The organism is Micromonospora sp. NPDC050187 (assembly GCF_044459745.1).
In the GTDB taxonomy this organism is placed as follows: Bacteria; Actinomycetota; Actinomycetes; order Mycobacteriales; family Micromonosporaceae; genus Micromonospora.
This window is the reverse complement of the sequence record NZ_JBITJH010000002.1, coordinates 380215-398080: the sequence shown is the minus strand read 5'-3', so window position 1 is coordinate 398080 and position 17866 is coordinate 380215. Positions and strand designations below refer to the sequence as shown.

General features: G+C 74.3%; 19 protein-coding genes. 4 read left to right on the top strand and 15 right to left on the bottom strand.

What is annotated here, in order from left to right; genetic code table 11:
- Window positions 1-5: 5 nt before the first annotated feature.
- From ACIBJE_RS05005 to ACIBJE_RS04990, 4 genes are all read right to left on the bottom strand, one after another.
- Window positions 6-665, bottom strand: coding sequence for a DUF5825 family protein (locus ACIBJE_RS05005; RefSeq protein ID WP_396742978.1), 660 nt, complete (start codon window positions 663-665; stop codon window positions 6-8).
- Window positions 646-2544 (bottom strand): RiPP maturation radical SAM C-methyltransferase, encoded by a 1899-nt coding sequence (locus tag ACIBJE_RS05000; protein ID WP_396742975.1) that lies wholly within the window; start codon window positions 2542-2544, stop codon window positions 646-648. Before ACIBJE_RS05000 ends, ACIBJE_RS05005 begins: the two co-directional genes overlap by 20 nt.
- A gap of 87 nt (window positions 2545-2631) precedes the next feature.
- Complete coding sequence (locus ACIBJE_RS04995; protein WP_396742972.1) at window positions 2632-2781, bottom strand: hypothetical protein; 150 nt, start codon at window positions 2779-2781, stop codon at window positions 2632-2634.
- A gap of 5 nt (window positions 2782-2786) precedes the next feature.
- Window positions 2787-4637 carry a prolyl oligopeptidase family serine peptidase gene (locus ACIBJE_RS04990; RefSeq protein ID WP_396742969.1) on the bottom strand — a complete coding sequence of 617 codons (1851 nt, stop codon included), beginning with the start codon at window positions 4635-4637 and terminating at the stop codon, window positions 2787-2789.
- A gap of 184 nt (window positions 4638-4821) precedes the next feature.
- On the opposite strand from ACIBJE_RS04990, the gene ACIBJE_RS04985 reads away from it, so the two are divergent.
- The 4 genes from ACIBJE_RS04985 to ACIBJE_RS04970 all read left to right on the top strand — a co-directional run bounded on the left by ACIBJE_RS04985 (window position 4822) and on the right by ACIBJE_RS04970 (window position 7420).
- Entirely contained in the window at window positions 4822-5235 is a 414-nt protein-coding gene (locus ACIBJE_RS04985) for a hypothetical protein (RefSeq protein ID WP_396742966.1), read from the top strand.
- Between the two features lie 13 nt (window positions 5236-5248).
- Window positions 5249-5845: a cell wall protein gene (locus ACIBJE_RS04980; RefSeq protein ID WP_396742964.1), complete on the top strand. Its 597-nt coding sequence runs from the start codon at window positions 5249-5251 to the stop codon at window positions 5843-5845.
- Window positions 5846-5911: 66 nt separating this feature from the next.
- Window positions 5912-6778 carry a MauE/DoxX family redox-associated membrane protein gene (locus ACIBJE_RS04975; RefSeq protein ID WP_396742961.1) on the top strand — a complete coding sequence of 289 codons (867 nt, stop codon included), beginning with the start codon at window positions 5912-5914 and terminating at the stop codon, window positions 6776-6778.
- A gap of 153 nt (window positions 6779-6931) precedes the next feature.
- Complete coding sequence (locus ACIBJE_RS04970) at window positions 6932-7420, top strand: type II toxin-antitoxin system PemK/MazF family toxin (protein ID WP_396742958.1); 489 nt, start codon at window positions 6932-6934, stop codon at window positions 7418-7420.
- Between the two features lie 13 nt (window positions 7421-7433).
- Here the strand turns inward: ACIBJE_RS04970 and ACIBJE_RS04965 are convergent, their stop codons facing one another.
- From ACIBJE_RS04965 to ACIBJE_RS04915, 11 genes are all read right to left on the bottom strand, one after another.
- On the bottom strand, window positions 7434-8333 hold the full coding sequence (locus ACIBJE_RS04965; protein ID WP_396742955.1) for an LLM class flavin-dependent oxidoreductase: 900 nt from the start codon (window positions 8331-8333) through the stop codon (window positions 7434-7436).
- A 110-nt stretch (window positions 8334-8443) separates the two neighbouring features.
- The gene (locus ACIBJE_RS04960) at window positions 8444-9271 is read right to left on the bottom strand and encodes an SAM-dependent methyltransferase (RefSeq protein ID WP_396742952.1); all 828 of its coding nucleotides are present in this window, start codon (window positions 9269-9271) and stop codon (window positions 8444-8446) included.
- 145 nt (window positions 9272-9416) lie between these two features.
- Window positions 9417-10205: an alpha/beta hydrolase gene (locus ACIBJE_RS04955; RefSeq protein ID WP_396742949.1), complete on the bottom strand. Its 789-nt coding sequence runs from the start codon at window positions 10203-10205 to the stop codon at window positions 9417-9419.
- A 129-nt stretch (window positions 10206-10334) separates the two neighbouring features.
- A complete protein-coding gene (locus ACIBJE_RS04950; protein WP_396742946.1) occupies window positions 10335-11204 on the bottom strand; it encodes an SMP-30/gluconolactonase/LRE family protein in 870 nt (289 codons plus the stop codon).
- Complete coding sequence (locus ACIBJE_RS04945) at window positions 11201-12127, bottom strand: GNAT family N-acetyltransferase (protein WP_396742944.1); 927 nt, start codon at window positions 12125-12127, stop codon at window positions 11201-11203. Before ACIBJE_RS04945 ends, ACIBJE_RS04950 begins: the two co-directional genes overlap by 4 nt.
- Window positions 12124-12963 (bottom strand): fumarylacetoacetate hydrolase family protein, encoded by an 840-nt coding sequence (locus ACIBJE_RS04940; protein WP_396742941.1) that lies wholly within the window; start codon window positions 12961-12963, stop codon window positions 12124-12126. Before ACIBJE_RS04940 ends, ACIBJE_RS04945 begins: the two co-directional genes overlap by 4 nt.
- Window positions 12964-12983: 20 nt before the next feature.
- Entirely contained in the window at window positions 12984-14027 is a 1044-nt protein-coding gene (locus ACIBJE_RS04935; RefSeq protein WP_396742938.1) for a hydroxyacid dehydrogenase, read from the bottom strand.
- The gene (locus ACIBJE_RS04930) at window positions 14011-15018 is read right to left on the bottom strand and encodes a dihydrodipicolinate synthase family protein (protein ID WP_396742935.1); all 1008 of its coding nucleotides are present in this window, start codon (window positions 15016-15018) and stop codon (window positions 14011-14013) included. The genes ACIBJE_RS04935 and ACIBJE_RS04930 overlap by 17 nt, the downstream gene beginning before the upstream one ends.
- Before the next feature lies 1 nt (window position 15019).
- Entirely contained in the window at window positions 15020-16042 is a 1023-nt protein-coding gene (locus ACIBJE_RS04925) for an NAD-dependent epimerase/dehydratase family protein (RefSeq protein ID WP_396742932.1), read from the bottom strand.
- A gap of 5 nt (window positions 16043-16047) precedes the next feature.
- Window positions 16048-16947, bottom strand: a complete 900-nt coding sequence (locus ACIBJE_RS04920) for a carbohydrate ABC transporter permease (protein ID WP_088984274.1) — start codon at window positions 16945-16947, stop codon at window positions 16048-16050.
- Window positions 16944-17846, bottom strand: coding sequence for a carbohydrate ABC transporter permease (locus tag ACIBJE_RS04915; protein ID WP_396742928.1), 903 nt, complete (start codon window positions 17844-17846; stop codon window positions 16944-16946). Before ACIBJE_RS04915 ends, ACIBJE_RS04920 begins: the two co-directional genes overlap by 4 nt.
- Between the last annotated feature and the right edge of the window lie 20 nt (window positions 17847-17866).

Genomic DNA, 17866 nt, shown 5'->3' with positions numbered 1-17866 from the left:
GGGAGCTACACGATGAGGGCGGGGAACGGCCAGCGGTAGGCGCGGGTCGGCAGCCACCACAGGTGCCCGGCCCGCTCGACGACCAGACGCGCCCCGACGAGATCGCGACGCACCTCGGCCGGCACCAGGTCCGTGGCGACACCTTCCGCCGCCGCGGCGACGGCCGCGAGATGCTGCGGTTCGTCGATGGTGACCACCTCCAGCGAGCCGGACCGCCGGTCCCGGACCTCGACGAAGCCCGGTCCCCGTCGGTGGACGCACCGGCAGGGGAAGAACGCGTTCCGCCAGCCGGCGGTGGCCGTGCCGTCCGGGTCGCCGTCGATCCGCGTCGGCGGGTACAGGTGGGTGAACAGGCCGTCGCCGTGGCACCCGTCGTGGCAGCGGGCCGTCCAGTCGACCGCGACACCGTGTGCGGTCAGCTCGCGGAGCAGCGCGACCGCCCGGGCCGAGGCGGCGTCGGCGTCGGGACACAGGTCGACCGGGGCGGGCAGCCGCGCGTGCCGGGCCCCCTCGCGGTACCAGCCGGCGGCGGCCGGGGTGCACGCCCCGGCGAGGTGGCGGGTGCCCAGCGCCATCCCGGGCAGCCGGGCGGCGACCGGGTCGTAGTCCCGGGACAGGTCGACCCGCACCCCGGCGGCGTCGACGTCAACCGGCCGCGACGGCATGGCGATCCTCCCCACCTGCTGCCGCCCCGTCCGCCCCGGCGCGCCGGTGGTCGATCCGGGCCAGCACCTGGTTGTGCGACTCCACGGCGGTGTGCACGTAGCAGCCGCCCTCCCGGAACACGATGCCCAGCTCCCACCACTGCTCCAGCAGCGGACGCACCACGGCCTCCCCGCCCGGGGTCCGGTCCGCCAGCGCGGCGGGCGTGCGGGGCTGCTCCAGCATCCGGAACAGTCCGACCTCGACCGGCGAGGTCAGCTCCCGCACCGACCAGTCGTAGGCGGCACGCCGGCTGACCAGTACGATCCGGTCGTCGAGGTCCTGCCAGGTGAGTCGGCTGACCGGGTAGGCGGCCCGCCAGCGGTCCAGGGCGGCGTCGAGGGCCGCCGCCTCCTGCCGGTCGATGCCCCGGGCGACGGTGGTGAAGATGTACGCCAGGTCGGCGAGTTCCCCGGCGGGCAGCTGGTAGATCTCCCGGTACTGCGGGGCCGGCTCCAGGGTCGGGAAGCCCAGCTCCGGTCGGTCGAAGTAGGGGCTGAACCGTTCGATGGCGATCCGGGCGGAGCCCATCGGGGGGTCGAGGTGGTGCAGCATCGGCAGTTGGGCGACGACCTCGGTGTAGTCCTCGGTCTTCTCGCCCGGGAAGCCGTACAGGTAGTTCCAACTGGTGGTCACCCCGGCGCTCTGCGCCTCGCGCAGCGCCCGGACGTTCTGGCAGCCGGTCACGCCCTTGTCCATCAGCCGCAGCACGTGGGTGCTGAGGTTCTCGATCCCCGGCTGGACCTGCACCGCGCCCGCCTCGGCCAGCCGCCGGAAGTGCTGCCGGCGCAGGTTGGCCTTGACCTCGAAGTGCAGGCGTACGTCGTACTCCGACTCGGCCAGCCGCAGCAGCACCGAGTCGAAGTACGCCATGTCCAGGATGTTGTCGACCACGATGAAGTCGAGCAGTTGGTGTTCGCGGGCCAGGCCGAGCACCTCGTCGAGGAAGCGGGCCGGGCTCTTGCTGCGGAACTGCATCAGCGAGCCGTTGAGCCCGCAGAACGTGCAGTGGTGCTTCTCGCCCCACCAGCAGCCGCGTGAGCCCTCGACGACCAGCTTCGGCGCCACCCACTCGGCGGCTGCCGAGGCGTCCAGACGCTCGACGTAGCCGGCGTAGTCCGGCGCGACGATCCGCTCCGGCGGCAGCGGCCGGGTCGACAGCGGGTTGGCCCGTGCCGTGCCGGTCGGGTCCCGCCAGCACAGCCCGGGGATGTCCGCCAGGTCCGCCGTTGCGGCGGCCACCGCGTCGAGCAGCCGGGGGAAGGCCAACTCACCCTCGCCCCGGACGACGAAGTCCAGGAAGGGGAAGTTACGGTGCAGCGCCGCGCCCTGCGCCCCGTCGCAGTTGGCCCCGCCGAGCACGGTCCGCACGTCCGGGCGGCGCTGCTTGAGCAGGCGGGCGGTGGCCAGGCTGGCCGTGTTCTGCTGGAAGGTGCTGGTGAAACCGACGACGTCGGCGTCCGTGGCGCACAGGTCGGCGACGAGCGTGTCCACGAAGTCGGGCACCAGCCGGTGCAGCTCGGCGGTCAGCGCGATCTCGGCCGGGTCCGACCCGGCGTCGGCCAGCAGCCCGGCGAACGACGTGGCCGGCCGTGGTGCGCCGTAGAGGGCGCCGGAGAACACCCAGTCCCCGGCTCCCTGGAAGTAGGACGACTCGGAGAAGTACTGGTAGTCGGCCAGGCCGAAGGGGAGTCGTGCCACCGCCCAGTCGACGAAGTCGAGGTTGGCGTGGCGGATCTCGACGTCGTGGCCGGCCCGGGTGGCCGCCGTACGCAGGATGCCCAGCGCCAGCGACGGGACGTCGAGCGACCCCCACGGCATGTGCACCAGGACGATCTTCAACAGCGGACTCCTCTCGACCGGACGGGGGCACCGTTCCCGGAGCCGCGCTCGCGCTCCGGAAACGGCGCGTGGGCGTGCCTCACCGGGTCACTTGCCGGTGTTGCGGTCCGCGTCGGTCGCCTGCGGACGCGCGGCCGGGACCGCCCGGTCAAGATCGAGGAGCATCTTGACGATGACGGCGCCACGGTCCCGCTCGCCGGTGCTGATCGGGTCGTTCCGCACGATGCGTCGCTTCATTCCATTCACCTCCCTCCGATGGGGTCCGGGGTAGCCCCCCGCCCGCTGCGGAGGTCCGGTTCGGGTGCGTCGGTGGGCTGCCGCCCGGCCTCAGGGCGTGGGGGCAGCGCCGTCGCGGCGTAGCGGAGCAGGGCGGTGAAGACCGCCGTCTGGCCGGCGGGATCCCCGTGGTGTCCGCCCGGGACCCAGAGCACCTCGTGCGGCACGGACCGGCGGCGCAGCCCGGCCACGTACCGCCGGACCGCGTCGGCCGGGCACCGCTCGTCGTCGGTGGCGGCGGCGAGGAACAGCGGACCCCGGACCCGGTCCAGGTAGGTCATCGGGTCGGCGGCGCGGTACCGGTCGGGGACCTCGTCGGGGGTGCCGCCGAAGAGTTCCTCGTCCGCCTCCCGCAGGGCGGGGATCGTCGCGCGGTGGGCCGCCGGGTAGTCGGCCACCGGGGAGACCGCCAGCCCGACCGCCCAGTCCGCCGGCCGGAGGCCCATCGCCAGCAGGACCAGGTAGCCGCCCCAGGAGTAGCCGCACATCCCGGTCTGCCCGGGCCGGGCGACGCCGAGGTCGATCAGGTGCCGGCGTACCGCGGTGAGGTCCTCGACCTGGGCGAGGCCGGCCCGGTGGCCGAACCCGTGCCGCCAGCGCGGGCCGTAGCCGGTGGAGCCCCGGTAGTTGGTGCGCACCACGGCGTACCCGGCGCGGGTGAGCGCCTCGACCCTCGGGTCGTAGCTGTCCCGGTCGTGCAGGAACGGCCCGCCGTGCACGAGGAGGATGGTCGGCCACGGACCGGCGCCGGGTGGGGTGGCCAGGAAGCTGTGGATCCGACCGTACGGCCGGGGCGTCCACACCTCGCCGCGCCCGGGTACGGCCGCCGGGACCGCCGCCGGGGCGTCGCTGGTCGGGTCGACGACCAGTCGCCGGGGTGGCACCGCCTCCCGGCTCCACACGTAGTGGATCGTGCCCTCGGGCGCGCAGGCCAGGTCGAGGATGGTCCCGGCCGGGGTCGGCAGCACGCGCGGCGCGCCGCCGTCGAGGTCGGCCAGGAGCAGCCGGCTGCGACCCGCCCGGTCGTGCTGGACCAGCACCCGGTCGCGGTCGGCGTACCAGTGCGCGGTGATCTCCGAGTCGAACGCGAGGTGTTCCCGCAGGCGCAGGCCGTGCCCCGGGCACCAGGTGCCGACGGTGTACCGCCCGTCCGCCTCGACGACGACCAGCAGGTCGGCGTCGTCTCCCGGCCCGGGTCGGAACTCCAGTGCCCACACCCGGCGGTGCCGGTCACCGGTTACCACGTCGACGTGTCCGTCGTCGGGCCGCAGCACGGTGACCGCCTGGGGACCGTCGGGCCGTCCGGCCAGGGCGAGCAGCCGACCGTCCGCGCTGAGGTCCACCAGGGACAGGTAACCCGGGGCGGTCGCGAGCAGGTGCCCCGGCCCGCCGGGCCGGCCCAGGTAGCACCGTGACTCCGCGTCGATCCCGACGCAGACGGCCACCCGTGTCCCGGCCCGGTCGAAGGCGACGCCGTACGGCCGGCCCCGGGGGAGGCCGGCCAGGCCCGGACCGGTGGGTCCGCCGGTGAAAGGCTGGCGACGCCAGACCCCCGCCCCGTCCGGACCGGCGTCGAACCACCAGACGTGACCACCGTGCGGTTCGAGGTCGTAGGCGTCCACTCCGTGCCGGGCGTCGGTGAGGACCCGGCGGTGACCGGTGGTGCGGTGCCAGGCGACGAGCTGGCTGCGGCCCCCGACGTGGCGCAGGTCGACGGCCCGGTGGGGATCGTCGGCGGCGAAGGCCGGCGCGCGCGGTGGAATCACGACGACCCCGTTCCTGCGGTAGGTCCGCCACCGATAGTAATCGGCACTCATCGATATGTAAACGAGGTTCGCGGCCGGGTGCGCTGGGCTGGCGTGCCGCTGTCCGGCGGATTTTCGCCGTCGCGTAGAAAACCTTCCCCTTGACGGTTGACTCCGGCGAATCCCAACATAAAAATCTCCGTCAATATAGAGAACGATCGATAGATTTCGATCGTGGACGTGGAGGGAGGCAACCGTGGTAGCTCTGAGAGGCGAGGTGTCCTGGTTCTGTTGTGGCAACGCCTGGGGGCCGTGCGGCTCGACCGGGTTCGGGGCCTGCGGCACGTGCAGCTCCGGCAACTACCAGCACGCGTGGCCGAACGCCTCGGACGCGTGCCTGGCCATCACCCGGCCGCACGTCTGCGGGATCACCGGGATGAGCCGCCGTACCTGCGGCTACCGGCACTACACCACCAACCTCTGCAACGGCGCGCGGATCGGCACCACCATCGCCGACTGCGGCCCGCAGACCGACCTCTGGTGCGGCGAGCGCACCTGCTGCGGGTCGGCCTGCGGCAGCAACCGGATCATCGACCTGACGCCTGCGGCGTACAGCGTGATCGCCAGTCTCTCCACCGGGCTGCGGCCCTGTTCGGTCGATTCGGTCTAGAGGGAGGCCCAGGATGAACCAGACAGTGGACCGCCGGCGGCTGCTCGCCACCGCCGCGCTCGGTGGCGTCGTCGGCGCCACCGGACTCGGCTCGCTCGCCCCCGAGGCCGCCTTCGCCGCCGAAGCCGTCGGCGTCGAGCCGGGCGCGCCCGACCCGAACTTCGCCGAGGGGCTGATCAGTTCGATCTCCGGCCACATGCTGCTGGTGACCGGCTCGGACACGGTCCTGCACTCGATCCGGATCACCGACGGCACGAGCATCTGGAAGCTGCACCCGACCACCTTCGACCGGATCGCCGTCGGCGACGGCCTCTACGCCCGGGGCGTCCGACTGCCCGACGGCACCCTCGCCGCGGACTCCGTCTGGGTCAACATCGTCAACCTGCACGGCCACATCGCCGCGGTCGGCCGCAACGTCGTGCACCTGGACCACAAGGGCCGGCGGATCGTCGCGCACGTCGTGCCCGGCCGCTCCGCGGCGGTCTACAACGGCACCCCGGCGGTCAGCGACCTGTCGCTGCTGCGGGTCGGCCGCCACGTCCAGATCCTCGGGGCCTGGCACCCGAAGACCAACGAGATCGACATCGCCACCGTCTACGCCGCCGCCTGACGCACCGCGCCCCGGGCGACCGCACCGCCCGGGGCGTCACCCGCCGGATCACCTGAGGGAGAACCCATGATCGACATGATCGCGGCGCTGCAACCGCTGATCATCGGTGCGGTACTGCTCTGGTCCGCCCGCCTCAAGCTGTTCAGCCGGCACGCCACCGCGACCGCCCACCGGTCCGGGCTCGTCGTGCTGCTCGGCGAGCGCCGGGCCCTGCCCGCCTACCGGGTGGTCGGTGCCGTCGAGCTGACCCTCGGTGCGGCGCTGCTGCTGCCGCCCACGTCACGGCTGGAGGCGGTGGCCGCGACCGCGCTGGCTGTCGGTTTCCTCGCCTACCTCGGCCACACCCGCCGGGTCGCGCCGACGGCCTCCTGCGGCTGCCTCAGCGCCCAGCCGACCCCCGTCTCCGGGCGCAGCCTCCTCCGGGCCGGACTGCTGGTGGCCGCCGGCGCGCTGGCCGCCACGACCACCACCGGCTGGTCCGCCGCGCTCGCCGACCGGCCGGCGGCCGGTGGCATCGTGCTGCTCGCCGAGGTGGCGGCGGTGGTGGCGCTCTCGCCCGAACTGGACGCGACCTGGCTGCTGCCGCTGCGCCGGTTGCGCGCCCGGCTGACCCACCCGCTGCGTGGCGGCTCCGGTGTGCCGCTGCTCGCCACCGTGCAGCAACTCCAGCTCAGCCACGCCTACCGGCGGGTGGCCCCGCTGCTGCGCTCCGACGTCCGCGAGCACTGGGACGCCGACGGCTGGCGCTTCGCCGCGCACGCCGCGCGCTACCAGGGCCGGGCGGTGACCGCCGTGTTCGCCGTTCCGCTGGCCGACCCGGAGCCAGCGGCGGTCCGCGTCGCCCTGGTCGACGACACCACCGGGCAGACCCTGCTCAGCCTGGCCGGCACCGCCCCACCCAGCGATGGCCGGCTCACCGTCGTCCCCGCCTGAGTCCCGGCCGCGAAACACCTAGGATGGCGGGCGGGCGACCACCCGGGCGGCCGGGACCGGCCCGGTGCCGTTTCCGCGCGGCGACCGGTGCGATCCGAGAGCCGGGGCGGACGTGGCCCGAGGGCGCGTGCGGTCTGGGGGAGGGGGCGACCGGTGCACCGGCTGCTGGACCCGGCGACGTACCTCGACCTGATCAAGATCGGCGTCAACCTGGGACTCTGCCTCGGCGTCACCGTCGCCGTGGTCGTCACCGTCAGGCGGTGGGTCGGTGGCCGCAGCGGCGTCCTCCGGACCTCGGATCTGCCCAACCGGCCACGGCCGGGCGAGATCTGGTGGGCCGACGTCCCCTACGTCGAGGGCACCGGCTCGAAGGTCCGCCCGTGCCTGGTGCTGCGCGTCCACCCTCGGTTCGTCGACGTACTCAAGATCACTAGCAGGGCGCGGAGCTGGCGATCCGGCCATGTCGTGATCCCGACCGCCTCCTGGGACCGGCGGGCCACCCACGACAGTTACCTCGACCTGTCGCGCGTCTTCCGGATGAGCGACGGAGCCTTCGTCCGCCGGGCGGGCAGCGTGGACCCGGCGACCTGGCGGCGCACCCTGCCGCACCGCCTCCGTGGCGTGTTCACCTGGCTCGGCTGAGGCGGCCGGCCGGTCACCGGGCGCGTTCGGCCGCGACGAGCTCGCGGGTGGCCGGAGCGACGTCGGCGGCGAACCGCTCGATCGTGGCCGGGTCGTCGGCCGCCAGGACGAAGGCGCTCACCCCGTACTCGACGGTCAGACCGGCCAGGTCCTCGGCCCACTGCTCAGCCGGCCCGTCGAGGAACGCCGTGCCGGTCGGGGCGAAGCGGCCGGTGATGTTGAGCAGCCGACGGATCTCCGTCGGCGCGCGACCGGCCGCGCGGGCACCCTCGTCGATGTGCGTGTTCAGCCCGGCCAGGTCGTCGGCGCCGCCCGGCAGGTAGCCGAGGGAGGGCAGCGCGCCGTCGGCCAGCCGGCCGACCAGCCGCAGCATCCTCGGCTTGTAGGCGCCCACCCAGATGTCGACGTCGTGGGCGGGAGCCGGGCCGCGCTTGGCGCCGACCACCCGGTAGTGGTCGCCCTCGACCCGCACCGGGCCGCTGCGCTCCGCCGCCCAGACCTCCCGGATGATCCGGATGCCCTCCGCCAGCGCCGCCACCGACTCGCCCGGGGAGAGGCGACGTCCGCTCATCGCCTCGATGGCGTCCCAGAACCCGCCGGCCCCGATACCCAACTCGATCCGGCCGCCGCTGAGCCGGTCCAGGCTGGCCACGCTGCGCGCCAGCACCGCCGGTGCGCGTAGCGGGAGGTTCAGCACGTTGCCGGCGAGGCGGACGCGTTCGGTGCGCGCGGCCACGTACGACAGCAGCGTCCACGTGTCGTGCAAGGTCGGCAGGTAGGGGTGGTCCTGGAACGTCACCAGGTCCAGCCCCGCGCGGTCGGCCACCACGGCCAACTCGACCGCCCGGTGCACCGGCTCGGCAGCGGGCGTGACGAACACCCCGAAGAGCAGGTCGTGCCCGTAGTCGGTCATCGCGGTTCTCCCTCCGGGCACCGGCCACCGACGCCCGCTGGCCCCATGATGGCCCGGCCCCGGTCCCCGGCGGGCCGGAACCGTGCGGCCACCGGCCGCCCGGGTGCCGGTCAGGGCTTGCGGGCCACCCCGCCGTACTGCGGCACCGACGCGGCGCCCGCCTCGTCCGGCCCAGTCCGCCACCGGGAGCAGGAGACCAGGCCCGGTGCGACCAGCTCCAGTCCGGTGAAGAAGCCGGCGATCTCCGCGCCGGTGCGGGACCGGATCGGCGGGGCCGCGTTCTCGTTCCAGAAGGCCATCGCCGCCACGTTCGCCTCGCCGCCCAGCTCCAGGGTGGGGTGGGTGACGGCCAGGTAGCTGCCCGACGGCACCGCGTCCATCAGCCGGCGCACTATCGCGTACGCCTCGTCGGTGTCGAGGACGAAGTTGAGGATGCCGAGCATCATGACCGCCACCGGCTCGTCGAAGTCGAGCGTCTCGGCGGCGGCGGTCAGGATCGCCTCCGGCCGGTGGATGTCGGCCTCGACGTAGCGGGTCACGCCCTCGGGACGGCCGGTCAGCAGCGCGCGGGCGTGCACCAGCACCATCGGGTCGTTGTCGACGTAGACGACCCGGGACTCGGGCGCGACGGCCTGGGCGAGGTCGTGGGTGTTGTCGGCGGTCGGCAGCCCGGTGCCGACGTCGAGGAACTGCCGGACGCCCGCCGTGCCGGCCAGGAACCCGACCGCCCGGGCGAGGAACCGCCGGTCGGCGCGGGCCACGTCCCCGATCACCGGGAACGCCCGGCGGACGTGGTCGCCGACCCGGCGGTCGGCGTCGAAGTTGTCCTTGCCGCCCAGCCAGTAGTTCCACACCCGGGCGTTGTGCGCCACGGACGGGTCCACCCGTGGCGGTCTCGCCGCCGGCTCCGGTACGCCGTGGTCACCGGTCTGCGGCACCTGACAACTCCTGTCCACTGTCGATGTTTCCTGTAACAGGGTAACGGGTGACGATCACCGCACCGGTGTGCGACGGTCCGCCGCCCCGGCGGGTGGCGACGGACCGGCTGGTCGCCGGCGGACACCGGGGCGGTCGGCCGGCGTGTCAGGTGGACGACAGCGGGAGCCAGGCCAGGACGTCCCGGATCCACTCGTCCCAGTACGCCCAGTCGTGCCCGCCCGGTCCGAACCGGACGGTCACCGGCACGTCCCGCTTCCGGGCCGCCTCGACGAACCGCACGCTGTCGTCGTACAGGAAGTCCTCGGTGCCGCAGGCGACGTAGAGCCGGGGCAGCGGCCGTGACCGGTCCGCCGCCATGTCGAGCAGGTGCAGCACGTCGTCGGGGGAGCCGGCCACCGGCCGGTCGCCGAAGACGGTGTGCCAGAGCCGCGCGTCGACCGGGTGGCCGTCGGTGCCGGGGGAGCGTCCGGCCACGTCCAGCGCCCCGGACAGGCTGGCCGCCGCCGCGAACCGGTCCGGGTGCCGCAGCGCCCACTTGACCGCGCCGTACCCGCCCATCGACAAGCCGGCGACGAAGGTGTCGGCGGGCCGGTCGGACAATCGGAAGAACGACCGGCAGACCTCGGGAAGTTCCTCGCTGAGGAAGGTCCAGTACCGGTGGCCGTGCTCCTCGTCGGTGTAGAAGCTCCGGTCGACCCGGGGCATGACCACCGCCAGGCCCAGCGGGGCGACGTACCGCTCGATGGAGGTGCGCCGCAGCCAGATGGTGTGGTCGTCGCTGAGCCCGTGCAGCAGGTACAGCACCGGCGGGTCCCCGGCCGGGGCGGCGCCGGCCAGGCCGATCTGGGACGTCGTCCGCTGGGGCAGGATCACCGTCATCGAGGTGCCCATGCCGAGCGCCTCGGAGTGGAAATCGCAGGTGATGAGGGCCATGACCGGCAACGATAGTGCCCGGTCGGCCCGCACCGCCGGCGCCGGACTTCGCACCGCGCATCCCGTCCGGTCCGATCGACGGCACCCGCCGTAGCCGCCGACGCCTGCCCCGACGGACCCCGGGCGGGGTCACCCGGCGAACGGATGGGCGGCGAAGCCGGGCACCGCCGGGCGGGCCCGGAACACCGCCCCCGCCGGGGACCGGTCGCCCGGCGGCGAGCCCTGCCGCGACGTGGTGACGTAGAGGTCGGCGTGGTCCGGGCCGCCGAAGGCGCAGGCGGTCGGTCGGCGGACCGGCAGGTCCACCACGACCGACAGGTCACCGTCCGGGGTGTAGCGGTGCACCGCACCGCCGTCCCAGAGCGCCACCCAGATCCCGCCGGCCACGTCGACACAGATCCCGTCGGGCACGCCCCGCTCCGGTGGTACCACCACGACCGGCCGCCGGCCGGTCAGCTCCCCGGAGGCGGGGTCGACGTCGAACGCGTCCACCCGGCCCAGAGCCGAGTCGACGTAGTAGGCGGTGCCGCCGTCGGAGGTCCAGGCGAGCCCGTTGGAGACGGTCACCCCGGTCAGTACGGTGCTCACCGTGCCGGCCGGGTCGAGCCGGTACAGCGCGGCCCGGCCGGGCGCGGCGTCGTACGCCATCGACCCGCAGTGGAAGCGGCCCCGCGGGTCGCAGGCTCCGTCGTTCATCCGGACCGTCGGATCCGACCAGATCTCCGGCAGCAGCGTCACCGTGTCGTCGGTGAGCAGCGCGAAGCCCCGTTCGACGGCGGCGACCAGACCGCCTCCGGACCGGGGCCGGATGGCGGCGACCACCCCGGCGACGTGTCGGCGGGTGACCGCGCCGGTCACCGGGTCGAGGGCCAGCACGTCCCCGGCCAGCAGGTCCACCCAGCGCAGCCGGCCGTCGTCCGGGCACCACACGGGCCCCTCGCCGTGGTCGGCGACCATCGGGGTGACCTGCTCGGCGACCAGCCGCCCGGGAGCCCTCACAGGTAGTCCCCCGGCCAGTGGAACGCCCCCGGCGCGTCGGTGGTCGCGGCGAGCCGGGCGGCGTCGGCGTGCACCGGCCGGACCATGCCGGTCTCGTCGACCTCGGGCACCGGGTCGCTCAGCAGCCACGGCAGCGCCGCCGCGACCACCGGGTCGGCGGGCAGCCGGGCGACACACCGCTCCGCCCGGTCGGCGTGCGCGGTCGTCGCGACGGCGGCGAACAGTGCCCGCAGCGCGTCCACCCCGCCGGCCACCTCGACCACCCGGACCTGCCCGGCGGACCGTTCCCGCACCAGGTACCCGGCCGGCTCACCGGGTCGGTGGGCGACCAGCAGCTCGGCGGGCGGGGCGTACCAGGCCGGCACCCGGTGCCGCCAGTCGTGGTCGTCCCGGACGGTGCTCAGCGGGCGGTGCGCGTTGAACGCCCGGTGCAGCGGCGCGAGGTCCGGCCAGTCCGCCCAGGAGCCCGACCGCACCGTCCAGCCCTCGGGTGGCGCCGTCGGCGGGGCCGGACGGCCGCTGGTGTAGCCGAGGCGGAAGGTCCGGAAGCCGCTGCCGTGGTAGACGGCCGGCGTGCCGGTGAACAGCAGCGCCCAGGCGCAGCCGTCGACGGTCATCGCCGTGCCGGCCAGGTCCAGCAGCCGTCGCACGTGCCCCTGCCCCCGTTCCGCCGGGCGGGTGGCCACGTTGGCCACCCCGCCCACCAGGTCGACCGTCCCGTCGGCGGCGCGCAGCCGACGCGGCAGGTAGTGCACGGCGGCCACCACCCGGGCGTCACGTACCGCGACGAAGGTCCGCCGGAACCGTCCCGGATCCGTGGCCCACAGCGCGCTGACGTCCGTAGCGGGGAACGCCTCCGCCCAGGTCGACCGCAGCGACGGCAGGTCCTCCGGGGTGGCCGTGCGGTATCCGGCCCCGCTCACGCCGGAACGAGAGGGTTGCGCTGCCGGCCCAGCCCCTCGACCTCCACCTCCATCACGTCCCCCGCGCCCAGGTACGGGAACCGGCCGGACAATGCCACCCCCTGCGGCGTGCCGGTGTTCAGCACGTCTCCCGGTTCGAGGACGGTGAACCGGGACAGGTGCCAGATCAGGAACGCCACGTCGAAGATCATGTCGGCGGTGCGGGAGTCCTGCCGGGGCTCGCCGTTGACCCAGGACCGCAGCCGCAGCGCCTGCGGGTCGCCCACCTCGTCCGGGGTGACCAGCCATGGGCCGAGCGGGTTGAACGTCTCGCACGACTTGCCCTTGGCCCACTGCCCACCCGGATCGGCGAACTGGTACTCCCGCTCCGACACGTCGTTGCTGACCGCGTAACCGGCGACGTGGCTCAGCGCCTCGGCCGGCGAGTCCAGGTAGCGCACCCGGGAACCGATCACCACCGCCAGCTCGACCTCCCAGTCCGTCCGCGTCGACCCGCGCGGGATCCGCACCTCGTCGTACGGCCCGACCACCGTGTTCGGCGACTTGTGGAACAGGATCGGCGCGGCGGGTGGCGCGACGCCGCTCTCCGCGGCGTGCGCGGCGTAGTTCTGCCCGATGCAGAGCACCGCCCCGGGGCGGGCGACCGGTGCGCCGACCCGCTGACCCGTCACGTCGAGGCGGGGCAGCGGCCCGGCCGCCCGCACCCGGGCCACCGGGTCGGCGGCGAGGAACGCCGCGTCGATGTCGGCGGTGACCCCGCTCAGGTCGAAGTGGTCGGTGCCGTCGACGAGCACCGGACGTTCGGCGCCGACCGGCCCGATCCGCATGAACCGCATGATGTTGTCCTCCTTGTGACTCAGCCCGTCCGGGCGAGCAGATCGGGCGTCACCGCGTGGGCCAGGGGCCGGCCCGTGGCGTACCGGATGATCTCGTCCACCACGATCTCGCCCTGCCGGCGGCGTCCCTGCACCGTGCCGGCCGCCTGGTGCGGGGTGAGCAGCACGTTCGGCAGCGAGCGCAGCGGGTGCCCGACCGGCAGCGGCTCGTCGTCGAAGACGTCCAGCGCCGCGTCGATCCGGCCGGCGGCCAGCTCGTCGACCAGCGCCGCCTCGTCCACCAGCCAGGACCGGGCGGTGTTGACCAGCCCCGCGCCGTCGGGCAGCAGGGCCAGCTCCCGGGACCCGATCAGGTGCCGGGTCTCCGGCAGGGTCGGTGCGTGCAGCGCCACGATCCGGCTGCCGGCCAGCAGCTCGTCCAGCCCGACCAGCCGGGCACCGAGCGCCGCGGCGTCCGCCGGGGTCAGGGTCGGGTCGGCCACCGTGACCTCCGCGCCCAGCAGGCGCACCAGCTCCACGTACGCCCGCCCGGTCCGGGACGCCCCGACCACCCCGACCGGGCAGCCGAGCAGCTCGTGCCGCGGCGGGGCCGCCTCGGCGACGTGCCACTCGACGCCGTCGTGCAGCGCGTGGTCGAAGCGGGGCAGCCGGTGCAGCAGCGCCAGGGTGAACGCCAGCGCCACCTCGGCCACCGGGCGGGCCATGGCCTGCCCGGCCTGGGTGACCGCGACGCCCCGGGCGAAGACCTCGTCGGTCACGAACGGTTTCACCGACGCGCCGGTGTGGGCGACCAGCCGCAGCGCCGGGGCCCGGTCCAGCAGGTCCGCGTCGAGCCGGGGGACGCCCCAGGCGGTCACCAGCACCTCGGCGCGGGCCAGCACCGGGGCCAGCCCGGGACGGGTGAGCGCGGCGTGCCCGTCGAGCAGCGTGCACTCGGCGGCGGCGGCCAGCCGCTCGCCGACCCGGTCCGGGAAGAACTGGGCGCGCAGCGGCGGCGGCACGCTCACCACGGCGACCGGACGGCGGGTGACGACGCCGCCCGGCCGGTCAGCGGAGCCAGTCATCGCGGTGCGCGGCGACGAACTCGTCGTCGGTCAGCCACGGGTGGGCGGCGGCGACCCGGGTCAGCGCCTCGGCCTGGCCGGGGGAGAGGCCCTCGGCCGGGTCGAGGCACCACACCCCGTCGAGCAGACCCTGCCGGCGCAGCACCTCGTGCACCCCGGCGATGCAGCCGTGGAAGTCGTGCGCGGCGTCGAAGACGGCCGCGTTGGCGTCGGTGACGGCCGCCGCCCGGTCGGTGAGCAGCGCCAGCGCGGCCGGGTCCCCGGCGCGGGCCGCCCGCACCTGCCCGAACAGCTCCACCGCCGCCCGGGTCCAGACCGCCCACTGGCCGAGCAGCCCGCCGACGAACCGCCGGCCGGCGAACTCGCCGAGCAGGTCACCGACGATGTGGTCGTCGTTGCCGGTGTAGAGGGCCACCTGGTCGCCCCGGTCGGCGGCGGCGATGCCGCGCACCGCCTCCAGGGTCCGGTACCGGTCGAACGGGGCGAGCTTGACCGCCACCACCGACGGCAGGTCGGCGAAGGCCCGCCAGAACGCCGTCGACAGCCGGGGCCCGCCGATCGCCGGCTGGAGGTAGAAGCCGACCACCGGCAGCACCTCGCCGACCGCCTTCGCCCGGGCCAGCAGGGCGACCTCGTCCGCGCCGGGCACCACCGGGGAGAGCAGGACGGCGTGGTAGCCCAGCCCGGCGGCGAGTTCCGCCTCGGCGACCGCCTGCGCGGTGTCCCCGCACGCCCCGGCGACCTTGACCACCGGGCGTCCGGCCTCGCCGTCGACCACCTCGGCGGCGAGGGCGAGCACCGGCTCCAGCAGCCCGGCCTGGCGGATGGCGAACTGGGTGGTGTGCACCCCGACGGCCAGCCCGCCCGCCCCGGCGGCCAGGTAGTAGCGGGTCAGCGCCCGCTGCCGGCGTTCGTCGAGCCGCCGGTCGGCGGTCAGGGCCAGCGGGTGGGCGGGGACCACCGTGCCGTCCCGCAGCAGCTCCAGGGACATCTCAGAACCTCCCGTCGCGGACGGCGAACTTCGTCGGCTTGCCGGAGGTGGGCAGTCCGGCGGCCAGCCAGTCGGCCTGCCAGTCGACCAGGGTGCCCAGCGGCACGTCCGGGTAGCCGAACAGCGCGTGGCAGCGGGTGGCGTCGTTGAGCAGCGCGGTGGGCGCCTCGACGCCGGTGAGCGTGACCGGTCGGCCGAGCCGTTCCCCCATCCGGGCGGCGATCCGCCGTACCGGCGCGGTCTCCGGCCCGGTCAGGTTGAGGGTGCACACCTCCGGCGTGGCGTGCCGCAGCGACCGCAGCGCCACCTCGTTGGCGTAGCCCTGCCAGACCACGTTGACGTGCCCGGTGGTCACGTCGACCGGCTCGCCGGCCAGCACCGCGTGTCCGATGTCGGCGAGCACCCCGTAGCGGAGGTCGACGGCGTAGTTGAGCCGGAGCACCGCGACCGGGGTGCCCCGGGTGGCGGCGGCATGCGCGAAGACCTGTTCCCGGCCGAGGCAGCTCATCGCGTAGTCGCCGACCGGGCCCGGCGGGTCGGTCTCCACGCAGCCGCCCGAGCCGACCGGCACCATCGGGTAGACGTTGCCGGTGGAGAACGCGGCGATCCGCGCGGCCGGGTAGCGGCGGGCCACGGCGGCCGGCAGCACCGCGTTGACGACCCAGGCCAGGTACGGCGCGGCCGAGGTGCCGAACTTCGCGCCGACCATGAAGACCACGTCGGTGGCGTCCGGCAGCCCGCCCAGGTCGACGTCGCCGAGCAGGTCGAACGGCACCGGCTCGACGCGGTCGGCGGCCAGCGCCCCGGCGGCGGCCCGGTCCGTCCACCGGGACACCGCGTACACCCGGTCGCCGGTGCGGCCGGCGGCGTCCAGCCCCCGGCGTGCCAGCCGGCACAGCGACGGCCCCATCTTGCCCCCGGCGCCGAGCACCACCAGGTCACCGCGGCCATCGGCCAGGTCGGCGACCAGGGCCGCCGACGGGCGGGCCAGCCGCTGCTCCAACTCGCTCTCGTTCGTGAACACTCGTCTCAACCCTTGATTCCGGACATCGTGACGCCCTCGGTGAAGTAGCGCTGGCCGACCAGGTACGCGGCGAAGATGGGCACGAAGGCGACCACCGAGCCGGCCAGCATGACGTTGAGCGGCACCTGCTCCTGCTGGAGGGAGGCGATGCCGACGGTGAGCGTGCGCATGTCCCCGCTCTGCCCGATGATCAGCGGCCAGAGCAGGTCGTTCCAGTGCCACAGGAAGACGAACACGCCGAGGGTGGCCAGGATCGGCTTGCACAGCGGCAGCACGATCCGGACGAAGGTCCGCCACTCCGAGGCGCCGTCGATCTTCGCGGCCTCGAACAGTTCGTCCGGCAGTCCCTGGATGAACTGCCGCATCAGGAACACCGCCTGCGCGTTGGCCAGGGTGGGCAGGATCAGCCCCCAGTAGGTGTCCACCCCGCCGGCCTTCGCGATCAGGATGAACGTGGGGATCAGCGTGACGTGGTAGGGCACCATCACCATGGCCAGGAACGACCAGAACATGGTCTCCCGGCCGGGGAAGCGCTTCTTGGCGAAGGCGTACCCGGCCATCGCGGCGAGCAGCAGCACCGCGACCACGCTGACCACCGAGTAGATGGTGGTGTTCAGCAGCCACCGCAGGATGCTCCGGGAGGCCAGCACCTCCTGGTACGCGCCGACGTCGACCGGCCAGGGCAGCAGGCTGGCCGGGAACTCGATCGCGGCGGCCGGCTTCAGGCTCAGCACCACCATCGCGTAGAACGGGAAGAGGGTGACCACGCTGGCCACGGCGAGCAACGCGTACCGCGCCACCCGGCCGGCGGGACCCGGCTCCAACGCCCGGTAGGCACGCCGTCGCCGGGCGGGCGGGGTGGGCGTCGGGGTGGTCGGCGCGGGGGTGGTGGTCGTGGCGGTCACTTGTCCCTCCCGAGGGCGAGCCGTTGGATCAGCGCGACGACCAGGGTCATCACGAACAGGGCCACCCCGATCGCACTGGCGTAGCCGAGGTCGAAGTACTTGAAGCCCTGGTCGTACAGGGCCATGACGAGGGTGTAGCTGCCCCGGGCCGGGCCGCCGCCGGTCATCGCGTAGACCAGGTCGAAGACCTGGAACGAGGCGGTGGTCTCGATCACCAGCAGGAAGAACAGCACCGGCTTGAGCTGCGGCAGCACGATCCAGCGGAACCGCTGCCACGGACCGGCGCCGTCGGTCAGCGCCGCCTCCTCCTGCTCGCGCGGCAGGTCCTGGAGGCGGGCCAGCACGATCAGCATGCCGTAGCCGAAGTGCGACCAGACCCCCACCAGCGCCAGCGCCGGCAGCACCAGCGTGCTGGAGGCGAGCCACGACTCGTCGGGCAGGCCCAGCCAGCCCAGGATCCGCGACCACGGTCCCTCGGCGGAGAACACCCAGGCGAAGATCGTGGCGACCAGCACCAGACTCGTGACCACCGGCAGGAAGAACACCGACCGGAAGAACCCCACCCCCCGGAAGCCCCGGCGGACCAGGAGCGCGAGCCCGACCGAGGTGACCACGGTCAGCGGCACGTAGAGCAGGGTGTAGACGACGGTCACCCGCAGCGACTGCCAGAACACCGGGTCGTCGACCAGCCGGCGGGCGTTCTCCAGGCCGGTCCAGCCGGCCTCCCCGCCGATGGTGTACTCCATGAAGCCGAGCACCAGCCCGGCGATGGCCGGGCCGAAGCGGAAGGCCAGGAAGAGCAGGAAGGCGGGCAGGACGAAGAGCAGACCCCAGCGGGCCTCGCGCCGCGCGACCACCCGCCGGGACCGCCGGGCCACCACCTGTGCCGGTACGGCCATCTCGTCCTCCTTGTCTCGGG

Excerpts from the sequence above, each read along its gene's own strand:
- ACIBJE_RS05005 (WP_396742978.1), bottom strand. The coding sequence starts at position 665 with ATGCCGTCGCGGCCGGTTGACGTCGACGCCGCCGGGGTGCGGGTCGAC.
- ACIBJE_RS04995 (WP_396742972.1), bottom strand. The coding sequence starts at position 2,781 with ATGAAGCGACGCATCGTGCGGAACGACCCGATCAGCACCGGCGAGCGG.
- ACIBJE_RS04990 (WP_396742969.1), bottom strand. The coding sequence starts at position 4,637 with ATGAGTGCCGATTACTATCGGTGGCGGACCTACCGCAGGAACGGGGTC.
- ACIBJE_RS04980 (WP_396742964.1), top strand. The coding sequence starts at position 5,249 with ATGAACCAGACAGTGGACCGCCGGCGGCTGCTCGCCACCGCCGCGCTC.
- ACIBJE_RS04975 (WP_396742961.1), top strand. The coding sequence starts at position 5,912 with ATGATCGACATGATCGCGGCGCTGCAACCGCTGATCATCGGTGCGGTA.
- ACIBJE_RS04965 (WP_396742955.1), bottom strand. The coding sequence starts at position 8,333 with ATGACCGACTACGGGCACGACCTGCTCTTCGGGGTGTTCGTCACGCCC.
- ACIBJE_RS04955 (WP_396742949.1), bottom strand. The coding sequence starts at position 10,205 with ATGGCCCTCATCACCTGCGATTTCCACTCCGAGGCGCTCGGCATGGGC.
- ACIBJE_RS04940 (WP_396742941.1), bottom strand. The coding sequence starts at position 12,963 with ATGCGGTTCATGCGGATCGGGCCGGTCGGCGCCGAACGTCCGGTGCTC.
- ACIBJE_RS04935 (WP_396742938.1), bottom strand. The coding sequence starts at position 14,027 with ATGACTGGCTCCGCTGACCGGCCGGGCGGCGTCGTCACCCGCCGTCCG.
- ACIBJE_RS04930 (WP_396742935.1), bottom strand. The coding sequence starts at position 15,018 with ATGTCCCTGGAGCTGCTGCGGGACGGCACGGTGGTCCCCGCCCACCCG.
- ACIBJE_RS04915 (WP_396742928.1), bottom strand. The coding sequence starts at position 17,846 with ATGGCCGTACCGGCACAGGTGGTGGCCCGGCGGTCCCGGCGGGTGGTC.